This window comes from Nocardia sp. NPDC006630, assembly GCF_040611495.1.
In the GTDB taxonomy this organism is placed as follows: Bacteria; Actinomycetota; Actinomycetes; order Mycobacteriales; family Mycobacteriaceae; genus Nocardia.
Window position 1 is genome coordinate 337,182 of sequence record NZ_JBEXOK010000009.1, and the last position, 19,612, is coordinate 356,793.

The following is a 19,612-nucleotide window of genomic DNA, read 5'->3' on the forward strand; positions in this document are numbered from 1 at the left end:
TGACTTGCTATGCGATCATCGCAGTACTATTCGCTGGTAGTCAACGCCGCAACACACTTCAATGTTTCGTTGTGGGAAACACTGCGGCGGTAAGGAGTTGCGCAATGGATGGTCCACTCGCCGGAATCCGAGTCCTCGATGCCGCGACACTCTTCGCCGGACCGCTGGCGGCCACGCTGCTGGCGGATTTCGGCGCCGAGGTGATCAAGATCGAGCATCCCGGCGGAGATCCGGTGCGCAGCCACGGCGCGCAGCGGGACGGGGTCGGGCTGTGGTGGAAGATGATCGGGCGCGGTAAGCGGTCGGTGACGCTGTATCTGGGTGCACCGCAGGGCCAGGAGCTGTTCCGCCGCATGGTCGCCGACGCGGATGTGGTGATCGAGAACTTCCGCCCCGGGACACTGGAGCGCTGGGGTCTGGGGTATTCCGCACTGCGCGAGATCAATCCGCGGCTGGTGCTGGCACGGGTCACCGCCTTCGGGCAGGTCGGCCCCTATGCACGGCGGCCGGGTTTCGGCACGCTCGCCGAGGCCATGAGCGGTTTCGCGGCCATGACCGGGGAACCCGACGGGCCACCCACCCTGCCGCCCTTCGGCCTCGCCGATGGGATTGCCGCCGTGACAACGGCTTTCGCGATAATGACAGCGCTGCGCGCCCGGGACCGCGACGGGCACGGGCAGCAGATCGATCTGGCCATCGTGGAGCCGATACTCACACTGCTCGGCCCCCATATCGTCGCCTACGATCAGCTCGGGCAACTCCCGCCGCGGACCGGCAATCGCTCCTCGAACAACGCACCCCGCAATATCTATCGCACAGCGGACGACGGCTGGGTGGCGGTCTCGACCAGCGCGCAGTCGGTGGCCGAGCGCGTGATGCGCCTGGTGGGGCGACCCGGCTTCATCGCCGAGCCCTGGTTCACCACCGGCGCCGGACGTGCCGGGCACGCGGCGGAATTGGATGAGGCCGTCGGTTCCTGGATCTCGGCGCGCAAGACCGCGGAGGTGCTCAGCGCCTTCGAGGAGGCCGAGGCCGCCGTCGCACCGGTCTACACCGCCGCCGATATCGTGGAAGATCCGCAGTTCCGCGCGCTGGAGTCGATCATCACCCTGCTCGACCCGGAACTCGGCCCGATCCGTATGCAGAACATCCTGTTTCGCCTCTCCGAGACGCCCGGCGAGATTCGGTGGACCGGACCGCCGCTGGGCGCCCATACCGCCGAAGTGCTGTCCCGCTACGGCGTCGACGAGCGGGCGCTGACGGATCTGCGCGCCGCAGGGGTGGTTCGGTGAGCGAGCGTGACGCACTGGTCGCGGCCGTCGCCGCCGGTGTCGAACTCATCGAACTGGGACAGCCGTTCTTCACCGGCATGCCCTGTTCACCGAATCATCCCGGTTTCCGGATGACGCTCGTGCGCAGGCACGGCGACATGATGCGCCCCGATGGCGGCTCGGCCGCCAACGAGATCATTGTGACCGGTGGGCATGTCGGGACGCATATCGATGCGCTCAGCCATGTCAGCCACGACGGGCTGCTGCACGACGGCGTCGACGCGTACGCCGCGCAGCGCGGCGGGGCATTCACCCGGCACGGCGCCGAACAGCTGCCCGGACTGCTGCGGCGTGGCGTACTACTCGACGTGGCGCGCCTGCACGACGTCGAGGTACTCCCCGGCGGCTATGAGATCACCGCCGAAGATCTGATCCGAGCCGCGAAACAGGCGGGGACCGAACCGGAGTCCGGTGAAGTGGCACTGATTCGCACAGGTTGGTCCCGGCTGTTCGGCGACCGCGACGCCTACCTCGGAGCAGCATCGGGCGTGCCCGGGGTGGGTGTCGCCGCGGCACGCTGGCTGGCCGCGCGGGATGTGGTCGCCACCGGTTCCGATACCACAGCGTACGAATGCATTTCACCGGGCGCGGGCCACAGCGTGCTCCCCGTGCACCGGGTGCTGCTCGTCGAATCCGGGATCTACATTCTCGAACACTTGGCACTGGAGGATCTCGCCGCGGCCGGACTCACCGAATTCGTCTTCCTGCTGGCGCCTTTGCGCATTGTCGGCGGTACCGGTTCCCCGGTTCGCCCGCTCGCGGCGGTGCGACGATGAACGACCGAACCGTGGTCCAGCAGCTGGCGGAGTTCGCCGAGATCGCCCGGCTGTGCGGCGTGGGCGCGGAACTGCGAGCAGATGCCGCCCGCCGGGTCCTCGACGTCCTCGGCAACAGCCTGGCCGCTCTGAATACCTCGCCTGCCGTCGCGGTACGCGCCCTGGTGGACGAGTGGGGTGGGCGACCACACGCGACCGCTCTCGGTTTACCCGGGCGCTCGCCGCAACCCAGCGCCGCGCTGCTCGGTGGAACCCTCGCGCACGCCATGGATTTCGATGACACCCACCTGCCCTCGGTACTGCATCCGTCCGCATCGGTGGTGCCCGCCGCGCTGGCGGTCGCCGAACACCGGGGTACGAGCGGAGCGGCACTGCTGGATGCGGTAGCCGTGGGAATCGAGATCACCGTGCGGATCGGCATGGCCGGATACGATGCGGCCCTGGGCAATTCCGTGTTCTTCGAGCGCGGATTGCATGCCACTGCCATCTGCGGCGCGGTCGGCGCGGCGGCAGCGGCAGCCATGCTCTCCGGCCTCGATGCCGCAGGAATCGCGCATGCCATGGCAATCGCCGCCAGCATGGGCTCCGGTCTACTGGAGGCCAATCGCACCGGCGGCACCGTCAAACGCGTGCACTGCGGCTGGGCGGCACACGGCGCGGTGGTCGCGGCGGGCCTGGCACGTACCGGCCTGACCGGTCCCCCGACCGTCCTGGAGGGCAGATTCGGCCTGCTCCAAGCCTTCTGCGGCGACCGCACCGATATCGGCGCCATCCTGGCCGGGCTCGGCGACCACTGGGAACTGCCCGGCGTCTTCTTCAAGCCCTACCCCTGCAACCATTTCACGCACGCGGGCATCGACGCCGCACTGCGCCTGCGCGCCCGAGGCATCGACCCGCACGATATCGAGGATCTCGAACTGGGCGCACCCACTGCGGCGCTGCGCACCATCGGTTTCCCCGCCGCAGCCAAGGCGGTCCCCGAATCCGGCTATCACGCGGCCTTTTCCGGCCCCTACACCGTCGCGGCCGCCCTTATCGGCGGCGGCGGACTCGGCCTGTTCCACGAGGATTTCACCGATGCCGCGGCCCGCGATCCGGAACGGCTCGCACTGGCGGCAAAGGTTCGCTGCGTCCCGGACCCGCAGTGCGACAGCACTTTCCCGCATCAGTTTCCCGCCGTCCTGACCGCGCGACTGCGCAACGGCCATCGAATCACCGAACGGGTGGAGGTGAATCGCGGTGGTCCCGGCAATCCCCTCTCACCTCAGGAACTGGCGACCAAGTTCCGGCTCAATACCGCATCGGCACTGGCCGCAGAGGTCGCCGATCGACTCAGTGAAACCACTTTCCGGCTCGCCACGGCACCGAATCTGGAACCGCTGCTGCAACCACTGCGGGATGTCCGTCCCGGCAGACCTGCGGACCACACCGGTTGACAACCGCCGGGGTGCCGCGGCGCACCCGGCCGCGGCACCCGGGATCTCCCGTCCGGCTACCCGCCTACTCCGGCCGGGAAGGCCCCCGCCCTCCCGAGCAGCGCGGGCACCGGCGCACCGAGCACCCCGCCCAGCCAGGTCGCCGCCTCGATGGCGAGATCGAGCCGGACGCCGCTGCCGATTCCCATGCGGTCCAACGCGTACAGCAGATCCTCGGTGGCGATATTGCCGGTCGCGGCGGGCGCGAACGGACAGCCGCCGATACCGCCGATACTGGCGTCGAGCACCCGGGCTCCGGCTTCCAGGGCGGCGAGGGCATTCGCATACCCGGTATTGCGGGTGTTGTGGAAGTGGCAGCGGGGCACCGCATTCGGTGCAATGGAACGAAGTCCCCGCACCAGTCGGCGTACCCGGTCGGGGGTGCCGACGCCGATGGTGTCGGCGAGCGCTATCTCATCCGGGTTGGAGTCTGCGACCCGAGCGATCAAGTCCAGGACCGCCGATTCCGCGACCTCGCCTTCGAAGGGACACCCGAAGGCGGCGGCGATGGTGACCGTGCGCCAGAGACCCGATGCGGCGGCGCGGTCGGCGAGACGCTGCCAGCGGTGAATGCCCTCGGCGGTGGCGCAGCCCTGATTGCGCCGGCTGAAGGTATCGGTCGCCACCACGACCACATTGATCTCGTCCACTCCGGCGGCGAGTGCCCGGTCGAGCCCGCGATCGTTGAAAACCAGTCCCGCATAGGAGATATCGTCCGCCCGCGGCACACCCGCCATGACTGCCTCGGCATCGGCCATCTGCGGAACCAGGGCGGGGTTCACGAAGCTGACCGCTTCGACGCGGCGCAGGCCCGCATCCACCGCGCGCCGGATCAACTCGATCTTGCCGGCAGTCGATATCAGCCGCGATTCATTCTGCAGGCCGTCCCTGGGCGCGACCTCGACGAGCGTGATGTCCACGAATTCTCCTCAGTACCAGGTGATCCGGCGCGCAGCAGATCGCATATCAGCTCGATCTTGCTAGCCGTTTCGCTACGGGATACATTGTATCCATTCTTACCGGAGGCGCGCTCGACTACGCCTCCCGGTGCGACAGAACGGAGTTGGCCGAATGCCGGACCTGCACACCCCCGCGCCCGGGCCGCTGGCCGATCTGCGGGTGATCGAGATGGGCCAGCTGCTGGCGGGCCCGTTCTGCGGCCAGCTGCTCGGCGACCTCGGAGCCGAGGTGATCAAACTCGAATCTCCCGGCCGGGGCGATCCCATGCGCGAATGGGGACGGGAGAAGCCGTACGGGCGCTCACTGTGGTGGCCGGTGGTGGCGCGCAACAAGAAATCGGTCACCTGCAATCTGCGCACCCCGGCCGGACAGCAACTGGCGCGGGATCTCATCGCCCGGGCCGATATCGTGGTGGAGAACTTCCGCCCCGGCACCCTGGAACGCTGGGGGCTCGACTACGACACCCTGCGCGCCGGCAATCCCGGCCTCATCCTCACCCGCGTCACCGGCTACGGCCAGACCGGACCGTATTCGCCACGCGCCGGTTACGGCTCCATCGGCGAGGCCATGGGCGGCATCCGCTACACCACCGGCGACCCCGACCATCTGCCCGCGAGAACCGGTATCTCCCTGGGTGATTCGCTGGCAGCGGTGTTCGCGACCATCGGAACGCTTGCGGCGCTGCATCATCGGCGAAACAGCGGGCGCGGGCAGATCGTCGATGCCGCGATCTACGAGGCGGTGCTGGCCATGATGGAATCGCTGCTGCCGGAGTGGGGCATCACCGACTACCAGCGCGAACGCACCGGACCGGTGCTGCCGAACGTCTCACCCAGCAATGTCTACGGAACCGCCGGTGGCGATATGGTTCTCATCGCCGCCAACCAGGACACCGTCTTCACCCGACTGGCGAAGGCCATGGGACAGCCCGCATTGGCGGATGCGCAGCGGTTCGCCACCCATTCCAGCCGGGGCGAGCATATGGCCGAACTCGACGACATCATCGGCGAGTGGACAACCACGCTGTCCGCCGACGAACTGCTCGCCACCCTGCACGAGGCCGGGGTTCCCGCCGGGCGCATCTTCACCGCACGGGATATGTTCGCCGATCCGCATTTCGCGGCCCGGGAGGCCATCGTGCGGCTCGCACATCCCGAGTTCGGGGAAATCCCGATGCAGAACGTGTTTCCCAAATTCAGCGAGACGCCCGGCTCGGTCCGCCATCCCGGCCCGGAACTGGGCGAACACAATGCCGACGTATACGGGACCCTGCTGGGACTGGATGCCGACCGTATCGCCGAGCTGACTCGCTCCGGCGTGCTCTGAGAGGAGTTCCGGTGTCCGATCTGGCCGACGATTATCGCCGTCACGGATTCGCCGCCCGGCTCGGCCCCGGCCTCCGTCCGGCCGTGCTGGTGATCGATGTCTGCGCGGCATATCTCACCGACGGTTCGCCGCTGCGCGCTCCGGTGGAGGACGCCGTGCGGGCGACGGCGCGACTGGTCGCGCGCGCCCGCGCCGTCGGCCGCCCCGTCGTCTTCACCCGGGTGAGCTATCGGCCCGGCAGTGCCGACGGCGGCTTGTTCCGGCGAAAGGTACCGGCGCTCAACGCTTTCGAGGAAGGAAATCCACTGGGCGACTTCCTGGCCGATCCCGCGCCGCTACCCGGTGACGTGGTGGTGACCAAGCAGTACGCCAGCGGATTCCACGGCACCTCGCTCGCCGCCACCCTCACGGCACAGCAGATCGACACCGTCCTGGTCACCGGGCTCACCACGAGCGGCTGCGTCCGGGCCACCGCCACCGATGCCCTGCAGCACGGCTTCCGCCCCCTGGTGGTCGCCGATGCCTGCGGCGACCGCGACCCACGGCTGCACGAGGCCAATCTCCTGGACCTCGACGCCAAGTACGCCGATGTGATCGATCTCGACACCGCGCTGACCGTCCTGCACTGATTCATACTCTCCCCGAAGGGATTTCCATGGGACCGCACCACTACGGATGGTGGATCCTGCTGCACCTGGTGCTGTTCGTATTCTGGCTGGGCGGTGATCTGGGAGTGTTCTATTCGAGCCGTTTTGTCATCGACCCCGCGCAGACGCCTCCGGCGCGGGCGACGGCTCTGGCCATTATGAGCGGACTGGATCTGGGACCGAAGATCTGCCTGGTGCTGTTCCTGCCCAGCGGCGTCACCCTGATGGCGATGGATCCACACGGCGGCACCCTGTTCGGAATCGCGCTGTTCCCTTGGTGGTTCGTGGCCGCGGTCTGGGTCTTCGCCATCGGGTGGCTGGCACTGGCGATCGCGGCGCACCGCACCCACGGCCGGATCGCGATTGTGCGGCAGGCCGATCTGAGCATTCGAGTCGCGGTGATCGCGGCTATGGCCGCCGCCGGTAGCTACACACTGCTGGCCCACGACCCGTTCGGCGTCACCACGAATCCGCGCTGGCTGGGCGGCAAGATTCTGCTCTACACTGCCGCCGTCGCCGCGGGACTCGGTATCCGAATCACCTTGCGCCCCTTCGGTCCCGCCTTTGTGCGACTACAGACCCAGGGCTCCAGCCCCGACGTGGAGCGGATCCTGCGCCGCAGCGTGAACGGCTGCCTGCCCTATGTATGGATCATCTGGGGCAGCGTGCTCACCGCCGCGGCGCTCGGTGTCTTCAAACCCGGAGCGAATCTCTAACCGGAGTAACCGAGTTGGGTCGACAGCGCACCGGAGGCCTTGAGCAGCATCGGCACGTACTCCTCCATCCGCGGCTCGAACCGCGACAGCGGACCACATACGCTGATGGCGGCAACCACGCCGCCGTCGTGATCGAGAATGGGCGCGGCCACCGAAGCCGCGCCGATCTGCCGCTCCCCCAGCGACACCGCATAACCGCGCTTGCGCACCGCGTTCAGCTCGGTGCGCAGTTTGCGCTGCGAGGTGACGGTGGCGTCGGTGAACGCGGTCAGCTCGTGGCGCCCGAGATACTCCTCGATCTCTTCCTTGCGGAGATACGCGAGGATGACCTTGGACGAGCTGCCGGAATGCAGTGGATACGGTTGTCCCAGCGCCACTTCCATCCGCAGTTCCTGATCCGGGACCACCTGGTCCACATACATCCGTGTGTCGCCGCGGCGAATGGACAGGGTGGCGGTCTCACCGGTGAGCGAGGCCAGGCGCCGTAGCTCCGGCGCCGCCATCACCCGCAGATCGGTCCGCGCCAGATAAGCCCGGCCGAGCGCCATCGCGGCATGCCCGAGCGCGTAGCGGCGGGTGGTGGGTTCCAGGGTGATCAGATCCCGGCTGCGCAGGGCGGTGAGGATCCGGTGCACCGCCGCCTTGGTGATATTGAGTTCATTGGCGATCTCGGTGACTCCGAGATCGGGCCGGCCGCTGCGTCCGAACAGCAGCAGCACGTCCATGGCGCGTTCGACGGCGGCGATCGAACGGCTCTGAGTGTCGGATTCGATATCGGGCACGCCGCCGAGTCTAGGCGGCAGATTTCCCGATGGGAAACACCCTCCCCCTGCTGTTCCCCTTGCGCCCGCCCACATCGCGGCGTTACCTTGTGCGTAACAGCGTTTCCACTACCGAAACGGAGTTCCAGATGGAGCCGCAGTATCTCCGTACGGTGCTGGCGCAGTGGGCAACTGGCGTCGTCGTGGTCACCACCCTCGCCGAGGACGGTGGCCGGCACGGCATGACGGCGAGCTCGTTCACCAGTGTGGCGCTCGAACCCCCACTCGTCTCGGTCTGCGTGGCATCTGCCGGTGCGACCTGCCGAATGATCAGGCGCAGCGGTGTTTTCGCGGTCAATGTGCTGGGCAGTGACCACGAGGAGGTCGGCAGCCGATTCGCCGGCCCCGGCCTCGACGACCGTTTCACGGCGGGTCGCTGGGATACCGCGACCACCGGCGCGGCCGTGCTCGCCGATGCCGTCGCCTGGGTGGATTGCGCTGTCGCCGCCTGCTATCCGGCAGGCGATCACACCATTGTGCTCGGGATGGTCCAGGACGCGGCGACTCCGCGACCGGCCGCCCCGCTCATCTATCACGACCGGACCTATTACGAGGGGATTGCCCGATGATCGGTGAACGACTCGTCGAAGATATGACCGACGCGGAACGTCAACGCGCCCAACGGGTCGAGGCTGTGCTACCCGCCCTGCGCGCGGCCGCCGCCGAGGCCGATCGGACCGCCACCTTCCCGGTCTCGCATATCGGCCTGCTCCGCGAGGCCGGACTGCTGGGCCTGGTGGTGCCCGAGCAGTTCGGCGGCCTGGGCGGCACCCTCCGCGATCTCGCCGCCGCCACCTACGCCATGGGCACCGCCTGCCCGTCCACGGCACTTGCCTACTTCTTCCACAACACCAGTGCCTCACGCGGTTTGCTGCCGCTGGAGGCGATCGGGGCCGGGCTGTTCGACGAGGCCGAGATTCCGGTGGTGCGCGCCTTCGCCGAGAAGGTGCTCACCCGGATGGCGGACGGGGTGTGGCTGGCGAATTTCGCCTCCGAGTCGGTCAAGACCTCCGGGGCGAACATCACCATCGCCACCACCGCGCACAAGGTGGACGGCGGCTGGATTCTCAATGGGGAGAAGTCTTTCGGCTGCGCCACCGGGGTCGCGGACTACTACCTGACCTCCGCCAAACTCGAGGGCTACAGCACCGCCGAGGGTCTGGCCACCTTCTTCGTGCCGCGCGACGCGCCGGGAGTGACCGTGCGCGCGCCGTGGGACGGCCTCGGAATGCGCGCGACCGCCAATAATGGCATCCGGCTCACCGATGTCTTCGTGGCCGACAGCGAAGCACTCGGCATACCGGGCGCATTCACCAAGATGCTCACCATGAGCCGGGGCAGCTTCGTGGGCAATCAGCTCGCCATCGCCGCCGTCTACACCGGATGCGCCCAGCGTGTGTACGACGAAATCCTCACCGCCACAACAACGAAAACGTTCGCCGATACCGGCGCACCCATTGCCTCGGCCCCCGTACACCAGGTGCTGTTCGGTGAGATGACCCGCGATCTGCAGACCGCCTACCTGTGGCTGCGCTACCAGTTGACGGTCGAGACCGCCGAGGTGCCGTTCAAGCCGAAACAGGAGGTCTTCACGCAGTGGCGGCTCGGCAAGGGCGCGGTCACCGAGGCCTGCTTCCGGGTCGCGCTGGGTGCGCTCAAGGCGGGCGGCACCTCGGCGGCCTCGATGGACGGAATTGCCGGACGGGCACTGCGGGATCTGGCCATGGGGCTTGTCATGACCTTTCCCGCCGAGCGCGGAATGCTCGAGGTCGCCCGCATCGTCACCGAGGCCAAGGCCAACGAATTGTTCGCGCCCGCACCCGAGACACCGGCGCCGAGTCTCCCGCCGCAGTTGCCGAATACGAGCGGTGACTCCACGCCGGAACCGAAACCTGCGGGCAACACCTCCGAGATGGAATCCGCGGGTATGACGGCCGAGACTCGGGCGATGAACGAAACACGGTCGGCAACCGGTGCTTCCGAGACGGCCGGCGCCGGCACCCAGGACCGCGCCACCAGCGAGGTCGCGCGATGACTCCCGAACTGCCCGCGATCCGCGATCTCGTCGACGGTGTGTGGCGCACTCCGGCGGTGGATCTGGGGGTGGCGCTGGAGGATCCGGCCTCCGGCGCCGCGGTCGCACGGGCCGTGGCGACCGCGCCCGACCGCGTGGCCCGCGCGCTCGCGGTCGCCGATCGGGCGGCCGGGCGTATCACCCCGGAGATGCTGGAGTCGATCGCCGGCGCACTCGATACCCGGCTGTCCGCCATTACCGAACTCGATGCGTTCGCGACGGGTGTGCCGATCCGGCAGGCCGAACCGCTGGGTGTCATTGTCTCCGGCGCATTCCGCCTGGCGGCCATGCAGATTCGCACCGGGGCGCTCCGCGACGACCGGGAAGGTGTCGAAGTGCACCGGCTACCGCTGGGTCCGGCACTGTGTCTCGTCCCGTGGAACGCGCCCGCGCCCATGGCCGCGCACAAGGTCGCCAATGCGCTGGCGGCCGGGTGCCCGGTCATTCTCAAGGTCAGCGAGCTGACGCCCTACAGTGCGGTGCTGCTGGCCGAGGTGATCGCCGAGCACGTGCCTGCCGGAATGTTCCAGCTCGTGCACGGCGGCGCGGAAACCGGCGCGCACCTGGTCGCCGATCCTCGAATCAAGGCGGTGTCGTTCACCGGTGGCGTGGTGGGCGGCCGGGCGGTCGCCACCGCCTCCGCGCCGCTGTTCCGGCCCTGTCAGCTGGAATTGGGCGGCAACAACCCGCTCATCGTGCTCCCGGATGCCGATCTCGACACGGCCGCGCGGATGGGTGCGGAATTGCTCACCACGCTGAACGGGCAATGGTGCCGGGCGCTGGGACGGTTGATCCTGCCCTCGGACCGGGCTGCCGAGCTCACCGAGGCGATCGGCAAGCGGCTCGAATCGCTGCGCATGGGTTCGCCTTTGGATCCGGACACGGAGTTCGGGCCGCTGGTGCACTCACGTCACGTCCAAGCGCTGCGCAGCGGAATCGCGGGCCGCGAGTGCCGCAGCTTCGGCGTCACTCCCGAGGCCGGAAACTATTTCGCCCCCACGCTGCTCGACGACGATCTGGCCGATGAGGTGTTCGGCCCGGTCGCCGGCGTGGCCACCTACGACAGCGTCGAGGACGTGGCGCGGCTCGCCAATGCCGTGCCGTACGGGCTGGAAGCCTATGTGTGCGGTACGGATACCGAGTTCGCGCTCGCCATCGCCCGCCGCATCCGAGCCGGAGAGGTCAAGGTGAACGGCTCCTCGGTCATGAGCCTGAACCTCATGACCCCGCGCCCGGCCTGGGGCATCTCCGGTCTCGGCGAGGAAGGCACGGCGGAGACGCTGCGTTTCTTCACCGGCGCGCGGGTTGTCGGCGTCGAGGGGCGTTTCGCCCTGCACACCGCATGAACACCGTCGCGATCGCCGGGGCGGGGCCGGTGGGGCTCACCGCCGCACTGACTCTCGCCCGGCGAGGCGTGGACGTGACGGTGCTGGAGGCGGGTGCCGAGCTGGCCACCGAATCGCGTGCGTCCACTTTCCATCCGCCGACGCTCGAGATGCTCGACGAGCTCGGTGTGGTGGACGCACTGCTGAGCAGAGGGATAGTGGCCGAGACCTTCCAGTACCGCGAACGCGGCGGCGGGGAGATAGCCACATTGAATATGGCGGTGCTGGCGCCGGATACGGTCTTTCCGTACCGCGTGCAGTGTGAGCAGAGCAAGCTCACACCGATCCTGCTGAATGCACTGCCGGGGTCGGTCGAGGTGCGCTTCGATCATCGGGTCGAGGGCGTGCGGAGCCGCGCGTACGGCATCACCGTGGCCACCTCCGCCGGTGCGGTCCACGCCGATTGGCTGATCGGCGCGGACGGTGCGCATTCGGCGGTCCGGCGCGCCACCGGCGCGAATTTCGAGGGCAACACCTACCCCGAGCGGTTCCTCGTGGCGTCGGTCGAGGAGGACCTCACCGCCGCACTGCCCGGTATCGCGCCCATCAACTACGTCTTCGACCCGGCGGAATGGCTGGTGCTACTGCGCACCCCGGACCACTGGCGGGTGCTGCTGCCGACACCCGATGGATCGGCCGACGATCTCGAATTATCCCGCCTCCCTGAGCGTTTGACGGGTGTCGCCGATCTCGGACGGCCATGGCGCATTGCCCACGCTTCGCTCTATCGAGTGCATCAGCGGGTGGCGCCGCGGTTCCGCGACGGACGCGTACTGCTCATGGGCGATGCCGCGCACGCCAACAACCCGCTGGGCGGACTGGGCATGAACAGCGGCATCCACGATGCGGTGCGCATGGCCGGGGCGCTCGCCGACGTCATTGCCGGTGCGCCGCAGGAGATCCTCGATCGCGCGGCAGCACTGCGGCGCACCGTCGCCATCGAACACGTGCAGCGGGCCAGCCACGCCAATTGGTCGCGGCTGCGCGGCCACGACGACGGATACCGCGACCAGCTGCGCGCATTGGCCGCCGATCCGGTGGCAACCCGCGCTCATCTGCGACGTGCGTGCCTGATGGATTCGCTGGAGCGGGCATCATGAGAATCACGCGGGAAAACCCGGCCCGCCCGCGGGAGATCGTCGGGTCGGTGCCGATCACGCCACCGGAGGCGGCGGATATCATTGTGCGCGAATCCGATCGCCGATTCCGGGAATGGTCGGCCTGGCCACTGCCGGACCGGTTGGCAAAGCTGTCGGAAGCGGCCGACGGGCTCGATACCGAACGCTCCGAGCTGGCCGTGCTGCTGGCACGCGAGACCGGCAAGCCCATTGCCGACTGCCGTGGCGAAATATCCTTCGCTGCAACGTATCTGCGCTGGATATGCCAATGCGCGGCTACCGTGTACAGCGATATCCGAATCGACGACGCCCAAGGGCGCCTCACCCTCGCGGCTCGCCCGTACGGTGTCGTCACGGCGATCACGCCCTGGAATGCGCCGATCATTCTCTCCCTACTCAAGGTAGGCCCGGCGCTCGCTGCGGGAAATACGGTGATACTCAAGCCGTCTCCCCTCGCTCCGCTCACAGTCACCCGGGTTGCGGAACTCTTCCCGGTGACCACGGTCGTGCACGGCGGCGCTGATCTGGTGCATGCCCTCGTCGCCCATCCCCTGGTCGGCAAGGTCGCCTTCACCGGAGGCGAGGTGGCCGGCCGCAGCATCGCGGCTGCCGCCGGTCAGGCCATCACGCCCGTCGTGCTGGAATTGGGCGGCAATGATCCGGCCGTGTTCCTCGACGACTTCGCCCTGACTCCGGACGATTACGACCGCCTGGTCCTCGCGTCCTTCGCCACGGCCGGTCAGGTATGCATGGCCGCCAAACGACTCTACGTGCCGCACCGCCGTGCGGAAGAGTTCACCGAGGCGTATCTCGAAGCCGCACAGCGCATTCTGACGGTGGGCGACCCACTGGACGAAGCGGTCACCATGGGCCCGGTGGTCACCCGGGACGCGGCCGATCGCGTCACCGCACTGATCGCGGATGCCCGAGCCCGTTGCGGCCGCATCCTCCCGCTGGCGGACGTACCCGAATCCTCGGGATACTTCGTCGCCCCGATCCTGGCGCTGGATCTCCCCGACAGTGCGCCGCTGGTGAGTACCGAACAATTCGGGCCCGCGGTCCCGCTTCTGACCTACCGCGATGAATTCGAAGCCATCTCTCGCGCAAACGATTCCGAGCTGGGGCTGGCTGCCTCGGTGTGGTCCGCCGATGAATCCCGGGCTTTCGCCTTTGCCGCCCACATCGAGGCGGGGTTCACCTTCGTCAATACCCACAACCGCACCGGCATGTCGCTGCGCGCGCCCTTCGGCGGCATCAAATCCAGCGGCTACGGCCGCGAATACGCCGAGGAGGGCTTGCGCGAATACTGCCGGACCTCGGTCATCCACTCCCCCGCCGCCTTCCGCCCCGGCGGACCGGGCATGCCCGCCGGCGCCTACCCCACCGTCACTGCCACCGGTGGAGACAACCGTTCGGTGTGATCGGCGCTCTCACATGCGCCGCATCATGAACCACTTCCCGGTAGCTCGTGGGCCGCGAAACGGCAAGCGGCCCACGAGCGCTCGATGCGCCGGGCGGGATTATCGAGGTCTGCGGCGGCGGAGCACCACGACCACGATGGCCGCGAGGACCACGACTACCGCGATCGCGATGATGACCACGCTGACAGTGGAAGAAGACGAGGACGAGCCGGCAGGCTCGGCCGTGGCGCTGCTGGTACCGGTCGGCCCGCCGGGTGCGGTGAAGGTCAGGGGGATCGCGGCCAAAATGTCGGTGGCGTTCGTCAGGCTGGTGACCGCCAGGGTGCAGGCTCCGGGGGCAGCGGTGCAATCGATGCCGCCGACGGAGGCGACGAGGGTCACCACCGCCCCTCGGTCACCGGGTTTCCAGACACCCTGCGCGTCAGCCACGCCGAGCAGCGAACCGCCGAGGTTGCAGTCGGTGGGGCTGGTGATCTGGGGTTTGCATTGGCCGATGGCGACGGTCGGGAGATTGGGCGGCAGGCCGTCCAGAGCCACGGTGATGGGCTGACCCACCGTGACATCGCCGGACGGGGTCGGGTGCAGGACGGGAGACGCGATGGCCGGGGCACTGGTCGCGAGCAGCGCGGCGGCCGTGACCGCCGCGCCCGCGACACCTCGAAAGATGTTGCTTCTCATACCGTTTCTCAGCCGAAGGTCAGGGGGATGGACGCGAGGATATTGGTGGGGTCGGTCAGGCTGGTGACGGAGATGGTGCAGGCGCCCGGTGCCGACGTACAGTCGACGCCGCCGATCGAGCCGACCAGGGTGATGGAGTTACGGCTCGCCTGCCAGGTACCGGAACCGTCGGCATTGCCCAGGATCGAGCCGCCGAGGTTGCAGTCGTTCGGGCCGGAGATTTGCGACTTGCATTGACCGACGGCCACGGAGGCGAGATTGGGAGCCAGGCCGCTCACCGAGACGCTGATGGCTTGCCCGGCGCCTACGCCACCGGATTGACTCAGTTGCACGGAGGCCGCCTGTGCGGGTGCGCCGCCGAACAGTGCGATGGCCGCGAGGCCCGCGAGCACGGCACTGGATCGTAAGAGGGTGCGAAACATCTTGTTCTCCTTGGGATCTACTAGAGCCGCCGCCGATCGGCGAAGGCCGTTCCGGCGACGATGACGAGCAGGCCCGCGGTCACCGACCACAGCACCGCGGAGGGGCCGTTGGTGTCGGTGGCAGCAGCCGCGGTGGTGGTGACCGCCGGAGCCGGGGTGAGGGTCGGTAGTTGCGAGCCCGCGAAAGTGACCAGCACCGACGCCGAATTGGCCGCAATGACGGCGGCGGGTTCGGTGCCGGGCAGTGGTGCGGCGGCGATGACGCACTGCTGATGCGTGCAGTCGATGCCGTTGAAATGCGGTCGCACAGTGAGAGTCACGGTCTTGAAGGTGCCGTCGGAAGCGATGTTCACGAAGGTCGCTCCCCCCTCGAGGTCGCAATCCTTCAGGCCGTTGGTGAAGCCCTGCTTGCACATGCCCACCGCCACGGCGGCAAGTCCGGGCTGAAATCCAGTACCGCCCACTGTGATTCGCTGCGCCTCCGCGAGATCACCGGTCGCGCTGACCTGTAGTGCGGCAGCGGGCGCGGCGGCGGCCGGGGCGATCGCCGTCAATGCCGTGACCGCGAATGCGGCGCAGCCGCACAGGAATGTACGCATCATCGGATGCCTCCTTCGGTGGCGAGCGCGGTGCGGGAACCGGCCGGAATACGGCCGCGGGCCGCGACGGGGACGGCGCGGACGGTGAACAGTGCGGCCGCCAGCACCGGCAGCGCCGAGAGAGCCAGGGCCGACCCCGTTCCCCACACGTGCCCGGTTGCGACGGCGAGCCCGAGACCGGCGAGGCCGCCCGCCGCAACCGCGCACGCGGTGACAGCACTTCGCGTCAGGTCGGCAGCAATCGAAAACTCTTGACTCAGTACCGAATCCAGCACCGCGAGGCAACGAACCGCCGCCGCGAGCGTCACGGCGATTCCGGCCGTCAGCTGCCACGCACCGGGCGCGGTAGCGACCAGAAGCGAACCCCCGGCGGCGAGAATCAGCCACGGTGTGATCGCGCCGGCACGCCGGCCGGGCAGCACCGCGACGATGACCATGGGCGCGGCAGCCGGAGCCAGATACCAGGGATGGTCGGCGTCGAGCACATTCCAGCGAAACAGCAGCAGATGAAGGGCCGGGAGCACTGTGCCTCCCACGGCGAAACCCGTTGCGGCATAGGCGGGCAATATCCGCAACACCTCCCGGCCCGGCCGCAGGGCGCGGCCGCCGGGCTCCGCGGCGGCGGGCCGAGGCAGCGCGAACAGCGCCACTCCCAATGCCACCGCTGTCGAACCTGTTGCCACCAGCGCGATTCCGGGATTCTGCGCGCTGCCGCCGGCCGCCAGCGCACCCCCGACCAGTCCGGCCGCCGGTACCGCGTAGCCCGTACGCGCCCGACCGGCCGATGCGAGTCCGGCCACCAGCACCGCGCCCATCAGCACGCCGACGGCCAGCACACCGCCGGTGAACGCCCCGATGCTCGGAATCGCGCCCGCGACAACCAGTCCCGCTCCCGCAAGCACACCGCATACGCCCGTCCTGCGCCCGGAGGCGATCAGTCGCCACCGCACCGCGGGCAGTATCGCGATCACCCCGAGCCCGACGGCGGTCAGCGCGATATACCCGACAACCGCACCGGGTAGTCCGACGACTCCGCCGAGCGGCTTGTCCAGCAGCACGATTTCGATGCCGGCCATGGGCCCTGCCACTGCCGCGAGCAGCACGGTGAGCCGGGAACCGAGGGTGCGGTCCACTCCGGATGCGTTTCGCGTCGACATCCTCACCTCCAGCACGTGTTTCGCTAGTGGAAACACGGTTTCGCAGTTGCCATATTGAACCTGCGCCACCTGCGAGTGTCAAGGCCGCAGTGGCACGTAACCGCCTGGAAACAGCCGGTATTCGTCCCGTAGCGATTACCGCGACATGAAATATCCGCCGACCGCTGGACAGATCAGCGCGACCGGTACAGAATCACGATTATTGGAAACAGTGTTTCGATCTCCGAAACATGCACCGAGTAGGAGGGTGCGAGTTCATGACCCGAGTCGCGGCCGCACAACTCGCCGCGGGCACGGATGTCGCGGAAAACCTCGACGCCTGCCTTCGCATGATCGATGCCGCCGCGGCGGCGAACGCGGAACTGGTGGTACTGCCCGAGTTCTGTAATCACCTATCGTGGTACACCAGCCGCGCCCACGCGTACCGAATGGCCTGCCGCCCCGGGGACTCATTCCTGACCGCTATCGCCGAACGCGCCGCGCGGCACCGGATGTACGTCAAGATCGGCGTCACCCTCGCCCGCGCTGACGGCCGCACCACCGGCACCGGTGTGCTGTTCGGCCCCGACGGCGCGCTGCTGGGGCAGTCGGACAAGCAGATTCTGATGGGCGCGGAGAACGACCATCTCGATCCCGGCGAGACCGATTCACCCGTCATCGACACCCCGCTCGGGCGCATCGGCATGTACGCCTGCATGGAGGGCGTGACCTGCGAGGTGGCGCGATCGCTGGCGGTGCGCGGTGCGCAATTGCTGCTCAACAGTCTCAACTCGTTCGCGACAGATGAAGCGAGCCTGCACATTCCGGTCCGCGCCGCGGAGAACAAGGTGTGGGTGGTGGCCGCCAACAAGGTGGGTCCGCTGCTCCCGGCGCAGCAGCTGCCGGCCATCGCGGCACGGCTGGGCGTCCCGCCGGATCGGTTGCACGGCGCGGGCGAGAGCCAGATCGTGGCGCCGGACGGCGCGACCGTGGCGAAGGCTCCGGCAACCGGCGAGTCGCTGGTGTTCGCCGATATCGATATCGATCTGGCCGATGACAAACGCAGACCGGACGGCACCGACATCCTTGCCGTCCGGCGCCCGCGGCTGTACGCGCCACTACTGGCCGAGCCCTCGCTTCGGCAAGCACCGGCGGGCATGGACACGCTGCAGGTCGCCGCCGTCCTGCCCGACCTCGATGTGATCGCCGAGACAGCCTCGGCCGGCCCGGAATTGCTGGTACTCCCGGAAACGGCGACGCTGTCCGCCGCCCAGGTGATCGCCGCACTACAGGGCACCTCCGCACACGCGGTGCTGACCGTCCGCGTAGGCGACGCCCAGCACGGACTACTCGTGAACGCCGGAGGCATTGCCGGATACCAGCCCCAGCTGCACCGCACGCACCGGCACCCCTGGCTCACCGACACCGGCTCCCGGGTGGAGGTCTTCGAATTGCCTTGGGGCCGACTGGCGCTCGTGGTCGGCGACGATGCCTTGTTCCCCGAGACATTCCGACTGGCCGCCATCCAGGACGTCGATGTGGTCGCGGTCCCGCACTCCCCCGTCGAACGATGGGAGTCCCGGCTGGGCCTGCCGGAGCGATCGGCAGAGAACCGGTTGAATGTGGTCGCCGCCGGCCTGGATCCGCAGGGCGGCCTGGTCGCGGCCGTCTACGCACTGAGCCCCGATTTCACCCTCTGGACCGCCTGGAGCGGCCCCTTCACCGGCGTCATCAGTCACCCCGAGATCACCACCGCCCCGCCCGGAGCCACCCGGGTGCACGCACTGGTCCGCCCCGCACAAGCCGTGAACCGCAATGTATCCAAGGGCACCGACCTGGTCGCCGGACGGCCGCGCCCCGCGCTCGCCGCCCTCATCCGGGAGCCCGCCACCCTGACCACCCAACCGGAGCTGCCATGAGCGAAACCGTGCAACACGTCGAGCAGATGGTCGACGAAGCACCCAGAATCGATGTGACCGAGACGTTCCTCGAGTGGCAGGCCCTGCTGGGTGAGCTCAAGGACAAGATCGCCGACCGCTTCGAACTGCATCGCGACCCCTGCACCGAAGACCTCCAGTCCTACGGCGACCCGGCCACCGGGCCCTCCGGCAGTCTCGCCGCCTACTCCGGTCCGGAGATCGATTGGCTGGTGCATTCCTGGATCGGTGATCCGCGAACGGGTTTCGTGAACCTGCACCTGACCGCCTGGCTCGGCCCGCAGGTTCGCGTACCCCATCTGGGCTCGGCGCTGCTGCTCTGGCCGGAGGGCTGGTTCTATGTCGACGGCGTCCCGCGCGGTGATCTGGTCGGCGACGGCGACTACTTCGACAGCTACTACGCGGACGCGGATGCCCCGTGGCTGCAGTTCAAGCAGGATCATCCGGACTTCACCTGGTTCACCAGCCGCACCGGTTTCATTCGCGCCAGCCTCTCCCCCACGGCCTACTGCTATTCCTTCCCCGCCACCCGCCCCAATCTCGACACCGTGCGGGACCTGCTGACCGCGAAGGTGGACCAGTGGCTCGGCTGGGTCGATGCGGCCGCAGCCGTTCCCGCTGCCGAACAGGCGGCGCTCGCGGCCCGGGATCTGCGGATCCGCCGCAATATCGCCGAGCGTGACCCCGCGAATGTCATGGGCGAGCGCATGTTCGGACCCGAATTGACCCAGCGGTTGGTGCGCGCCCTGTGGGGCGGCGACCGCGTTCTCCCGAGACCGGTGGCGTGAAC

General features: G+C 68.3%; 19 protein-coding genes. 13 read left to right on the plus strand and 6 right to left on the minus strand.

The window, feature by feature from the left end; translation table 11 throughout:
* The first annotated feature begins 104 nt into the window (after positions 1-104).
* From ABZX86_RS27715 to ABZX86_RS27725, 3 genes are read left to right on the plus strand one after another with little or no spacing between them, the layout of a single operon-like run.
* Positions 105-1,292 carry a CoA transferase gene (locus tag ABZX86_RS27715; RefSeq protein WP_355127581.1) on the plus strand — a complete coding sequence of 396 codons (1,188 nt, stop codon included), beginning with the start codon at positions 105-107 and terminating at the stop codon, positions 1,290-1,292.
* On the plus strand, positions 1,289-2,107 hold the full coding sequence (locus ABZX86_RS27720; RefSeq protein WP_355127582.1) for a cyclase family protein: 819 nt from the start codon (positions 1,289-1,291) through the stop codon (positions 2,105-2,107). Before ABZX86_RS27715 ends, ABZX86_RS27720 begins: the two co-directional genes overlap by 4 nt.
* Entirely contained in the window at positions 2,104-3,543 is a 1,440-nt protein-coding gene (locus ABZX86_RS27725) for an MmgE/PrpD family protein (protein WP_355127583.1), read from the plus strand. Before ABZX86_RS27720 ends, ABZX86_RS27725 begins: the two co-directional genes overlap by 4 nt.
* A 56-nt stretch (positions 3,544-3,599) precedes the next feature.
* On the opposite strand, the gene ABZX86_RS27730 is transcribed toward ABZX86_RS27725, so the two are convergent.
* A complete protein-coding gene (locus ABZX86_RS27730) occupies positions 3,600-4,502 on the minus strand; it encodes a hydroxymethylglutaryl-CoA lyase (protein WP_355127584.1) in 903 nt (300 codons plus the stop codon).
* 151 nt (positions 4,503-4,653) lie between these two features.
* On the opposite strand from ABZX86_RS27730, the gene ABZX86_RS27735 reads away from it, so the two are divergent.
* The 3 genes from ABZX86_RS27735 to ABZX86_RS27745 are packed head-to-tail and all read left to right on the plus strand — an operon-like array spanning position 4,654 to position 7,231.
* Positions 4,654-5,868: a CoA transferase gene (locus ABZX86_RS27735; protein ID WP_355127585.1), complete on the plus strand. Its 1,215-nt coding sequence runs from the start codon at positions 4,654-4,656 to the stop codon at positions 5,866-5,868.
* Positions 5,869-5,879: 11 nt separating this feature from the next.
* Positions 5,880-6,497: an isochorismatase family protein gene (locus tag ABZX86_RS27740; protein ID WP_355127586.1), complete on the plus strand. Its 618-nt coding sequence runs from the start codon at positions 5,880-5,882 to the stop codon at positions 6,495-6,497.
* A 26-nt stretch (positions 6,498-6,523) separates the two neighbouring features.
* On the plus strand, positions 6,524-7,231 hold the full coding sequence (locus ABZX86_RS27745; RefSeq protein ID WP_355127587.1) for a hypothetical protein: 708 nt from the start codon (positions 6,524-6,526) through the stop codon (positions 7,229-7,231).
* Here ABZX86_RS27745 and ABZX86_RS27750 read toward each other — a convergent pair.
* Positions 7,228-8,013: an IclR family transcriptional regulator gene (locus tag ABZX86_RS27750; protein ID WP_355127588.1), complete on the minus strand. Its 786-nt coding sequence runs from the start codon at positions 8,011-8,013 to the stop codon at positions 7,228-7,230. The two genes, ABZX86_RS27745 and ABZX86_RS27750, sit on opposite strands and share 4 nt — an antisense overlap.
* Positions 8,014-8,141: 128 nt before the next feature.
* Here ABZX86_RS27750 and ABZX86_RS27755 point away from each other — a divergent pair, with 128 nt between their 5' ends.
* From ABZX86_RS27755 to ABZX86_RS27775, 5 genes are read left to right on the plus strand one after another with little or no spacing between them, the layout of a single operon-like run.
* Positions 8,142-8,621 (plus strand): flavin reductase family protein, encoded by a 480-nt coding sequence (locus ABZX86_RS27755; RefSeq protein ID WP_355127589.1) that lies wholly within the window; start codon positions 8,142-8,144, stop codon positions 8,619-8,621.
* On the plus strand, positions 8,618-10,087 hold the full coding sequence (locus tag ABZX86_RS27760) for an acyl-CoA dehydrogenase family protein (protein WP_355127590.1): 1,470 nt from the start codon (positions 8,618-8,620) through the stop codon (positions 10,085-10,087). The genes ABZX86_RS27755 and ABZX86_RS27760 overlap by 4 nt, the downstream gene beginning before the upstream one ends.
* Positions 10,084-11,472: an aldehyde dehydrogenase family protein gene (locus ABZX86_RS27765; protein WP_355127591.1), complete on the plus strand. Its 1,389-nt coding sequence runs from the start codon at positions 10,084-10,086 to the stop codon at positions 11,470-11,472. Before ABZX86_RS27760 ends, ABZX86_RS27765 begins: the two co-directional genes overlap by 4 nt.
* The gene (locus ABZX86_RS27770) at positions 11,469-12,611 is read left to right on the plus strand and encodes an NAD(P)/FAD-dependent oxidoreductase (RefSeq protein ID WP_355127592.1); all 1,143 of its coding nucleotides are present in this window, start codon (positions 11,469-11,471) and stop codon (positions 12,609-12,611) included. Before ABZX86_RS27765 ends, ABZX86_RS27770 begins: the two co-directional genes overlap by 4 nt.
* Entirely contained in the window at positions 12,608-14,050 is a 1,443-nt protein-coding gene (locus ABZX86_RS27775) for an aldehyde dehydrogenase family protein (protein ID WP_355127593.1), read from the plus strand. The genes ABZX86_RS27770 and ABZX86_RS27775 overlap by 4 nt, the downstream gene beginning before the upstream one ends.
* Before the next feature lie 99 nt (positions 14,051-14,149).
* Here ABZX86_RS27775 and ABZX86_RS27780 read toward each other — a convergent pair whose 3' ends face one another.
* The 4 genes from ABZX86_RS27780 to ABZX86_RS27795 are packed head-to-tail and all read right to left on the minus strand — an operon-like array spanning position 14,150 to position 16,906.
* Positions 14,150-14,728, minus strand: coding sequence for a neocarzinostatin apoprotein domain-containing protein (locus ABZX86_RS27780; protein ID WP_355127594.1), 579 nt, complete (start codon positions 14,726-14,728; stop codon positions 14,150-14,152).
* An 8-nt stretch (positions 14,729-14,736) separates the two neighbouring features.
* On the minus strand, positions 14,737-15,150 hold the full coding sequence (locus ABZX86_RS27785; protein WP_355127595.1) for a neocarzinostatin apoprotein domain-containing protein: 414 nt from the start codon (positions 15,148-15,150) through the stop codon (positions 14,737-14,739).
* A 20-nt stretch (positions 15,151-15,170) separates the two neighbouring features.
* On the minus strand, positions 15,171-15,752 hold the full coding sequence (locus tag ABZX86_RS27790; protein ID WP_355127596.1) for a neocarzinostatin apoprotein domain-containing protein: 582 nt from the start codon (positions 15,750-15,752) through the stop codon (positions 15,171-15,173).
* Entirely contained in the window at positions 15,749-16,906 is a 1,158-nt protein-coding gene (locus tag ABZX86_RS27795) for a hypothetical protein (protein WP_355127597.1), read from the minus strand. The genes ABZX86_RS27790 and ABZX86_RS27795 overlap by 4 nt, the downstream gene beginning before the upstream one ends.
* A gap of 257 nt (positions 16,907-17,163) precedes the next feature.
* Here ABZX86_RS27795 and ABZX86_RS27800 point away from each other — a divergent pair, with 257 nt between their 5' ends.
* Both ABZX86_RS27800 and ABZX86_RS27805 read left to right on the plus strand, forming a co-directional pair.
* Positions 17,164-18,804 (plus strand): nitrilase-related carbon-nitrogen hydrolase, encoded by a 1,641-nt coding sequence (locus ABZX86_RS27800; protein ID WP_355127598.1) that lies wholly within the window; start codon positions 17,164-17,166, stop codon positions 18,802-18,804.
* On the plus strand, positions 18,801-19,610 hold the full coding sequence (locus tag ABZX86_RS27805; RefSeq protein WP_355127599.1) for an oxidoreductase: 810 nt from the start codon (positions 18,801-18,803) through the stop codon (positions 19,608-19,610). Before ABZX86_RS27800 ends, ABZX86_RS27805 begins: the two co-directional genes overlap by 4 nt.
* Positions 19,611-19,612: the final 2 nt, after the last annotated feature.

Excerpts from the sequence above, each read along its gene's own strand:
- ABZX86_RS27755 (WP_355127589.1), top strand. The coding sequence starts at position 8,142 with ATGGAGCCGCAGTATCTCCGTACGGTGCTGGCGCAGTGGGCAACTGGC.
- ABZX86_RS27800 (WP_355127598.1), top strand. The coding sequence starts at position 17,164 with ATGACCCGAGTCGCGGCCGCACAACTCGCCGCGGGCACGGATGTCGCG.
- ABZX86_RS27745 (WP_355127587.1), top strand. The coding sequence starts at position 6,524 with ATGGGACCGCACCACTACGGATGGTGGATCCTGCTGCACCTGGTGCTG.
- ABZX86_RS27735 (WP_355127585.1), top strand. The coding sequence starts at position 4,654 with ATGCCGGACCTGCACACCCCCGCGCCCGGGCCGCTGGCCGATCTGCGG.
- ABZX86_RS27765 (WP_355127591.1), top strand. The coding sequence starts at position 10,084 with ATGACTCCCGAACTGCCCGCGATCCGCGATCTCGTCGACGGTGTGTGG.
- ABZX86_RS27780 (WP_355127594.1), bottom strand. The coding sequence starts at position 14,728 with ATGAGAAGCAACATCTTTCGAGGTGTCGCGGGCGCGGCGGTCACGGCC.
- ABZX86_RS27795 (WP_355127597.1), bottom strand. The coding sequence starts at position 16,906 with ATGTCGACGCGAAACGCATCCGGAGTGGACCGCACCCTCGGTTCCCGG.
- ABZX86_RS27760 (WP_355127590.1), top strand. The coding sequence starts at position 8,618 with ATGATCGGTGAACGACTCGTCGAAGATATGACCGACGCGGAACGTCAA.
- ABZX86_RS27770 (WP_355127592.1), top strand. The coding sequence starts at position 11,469 with ATGAACACCGTCGCGATCGCCGGGGCGGGGCCGGTGGGGCTCACCGCC.
- ABZX86_RS27805 (WP_355127599.1), top strand. The coding sequence starts at position 18,801 with ATGAGCGAAACCGTGCAACACGTCGAGCAGATGGTCGACGAAGCACCC.
- ABZX86_RS27790 (WP_355127596.1), bottom strand. The coding sequence starts at position 15,752 with ATGATGCGTACATTCCTGTGCGGCTGCGCCGCATTCGCGGTCACGGCA.
- ABZX86_RS27785 (WP_355127595.1), bottom strand. The coding sequence starts at position 15,150 with ATGTTTCGCACCCTCTTACGATCCAGTGCCGTGCTCGCGGGCCTCGCG.
- ABZX86_RS27775 (WP_355127593.1), top strand. The coding sequence starts at position 12,608 with ATGAGAATCACGCGGGAAAACCCGGCCCGCCCGCGGGAGATCGTCGGG.
- ABZX86_RS27715 (WP_355127581.1), top strand. The coding sequence starts at position 105 with ATGGATGGTCCACTCGCCGGAATCCGAGTCCTCGATGCCGCGACACTC.
- ABZX86_RS27725 (WP_355127583.1), top strand. The coding sequence starts at position 2,104 with ATGAACGACCGAACCGTGGTCCAGCAGCTGGCGGAGTTCGCCGAGATC.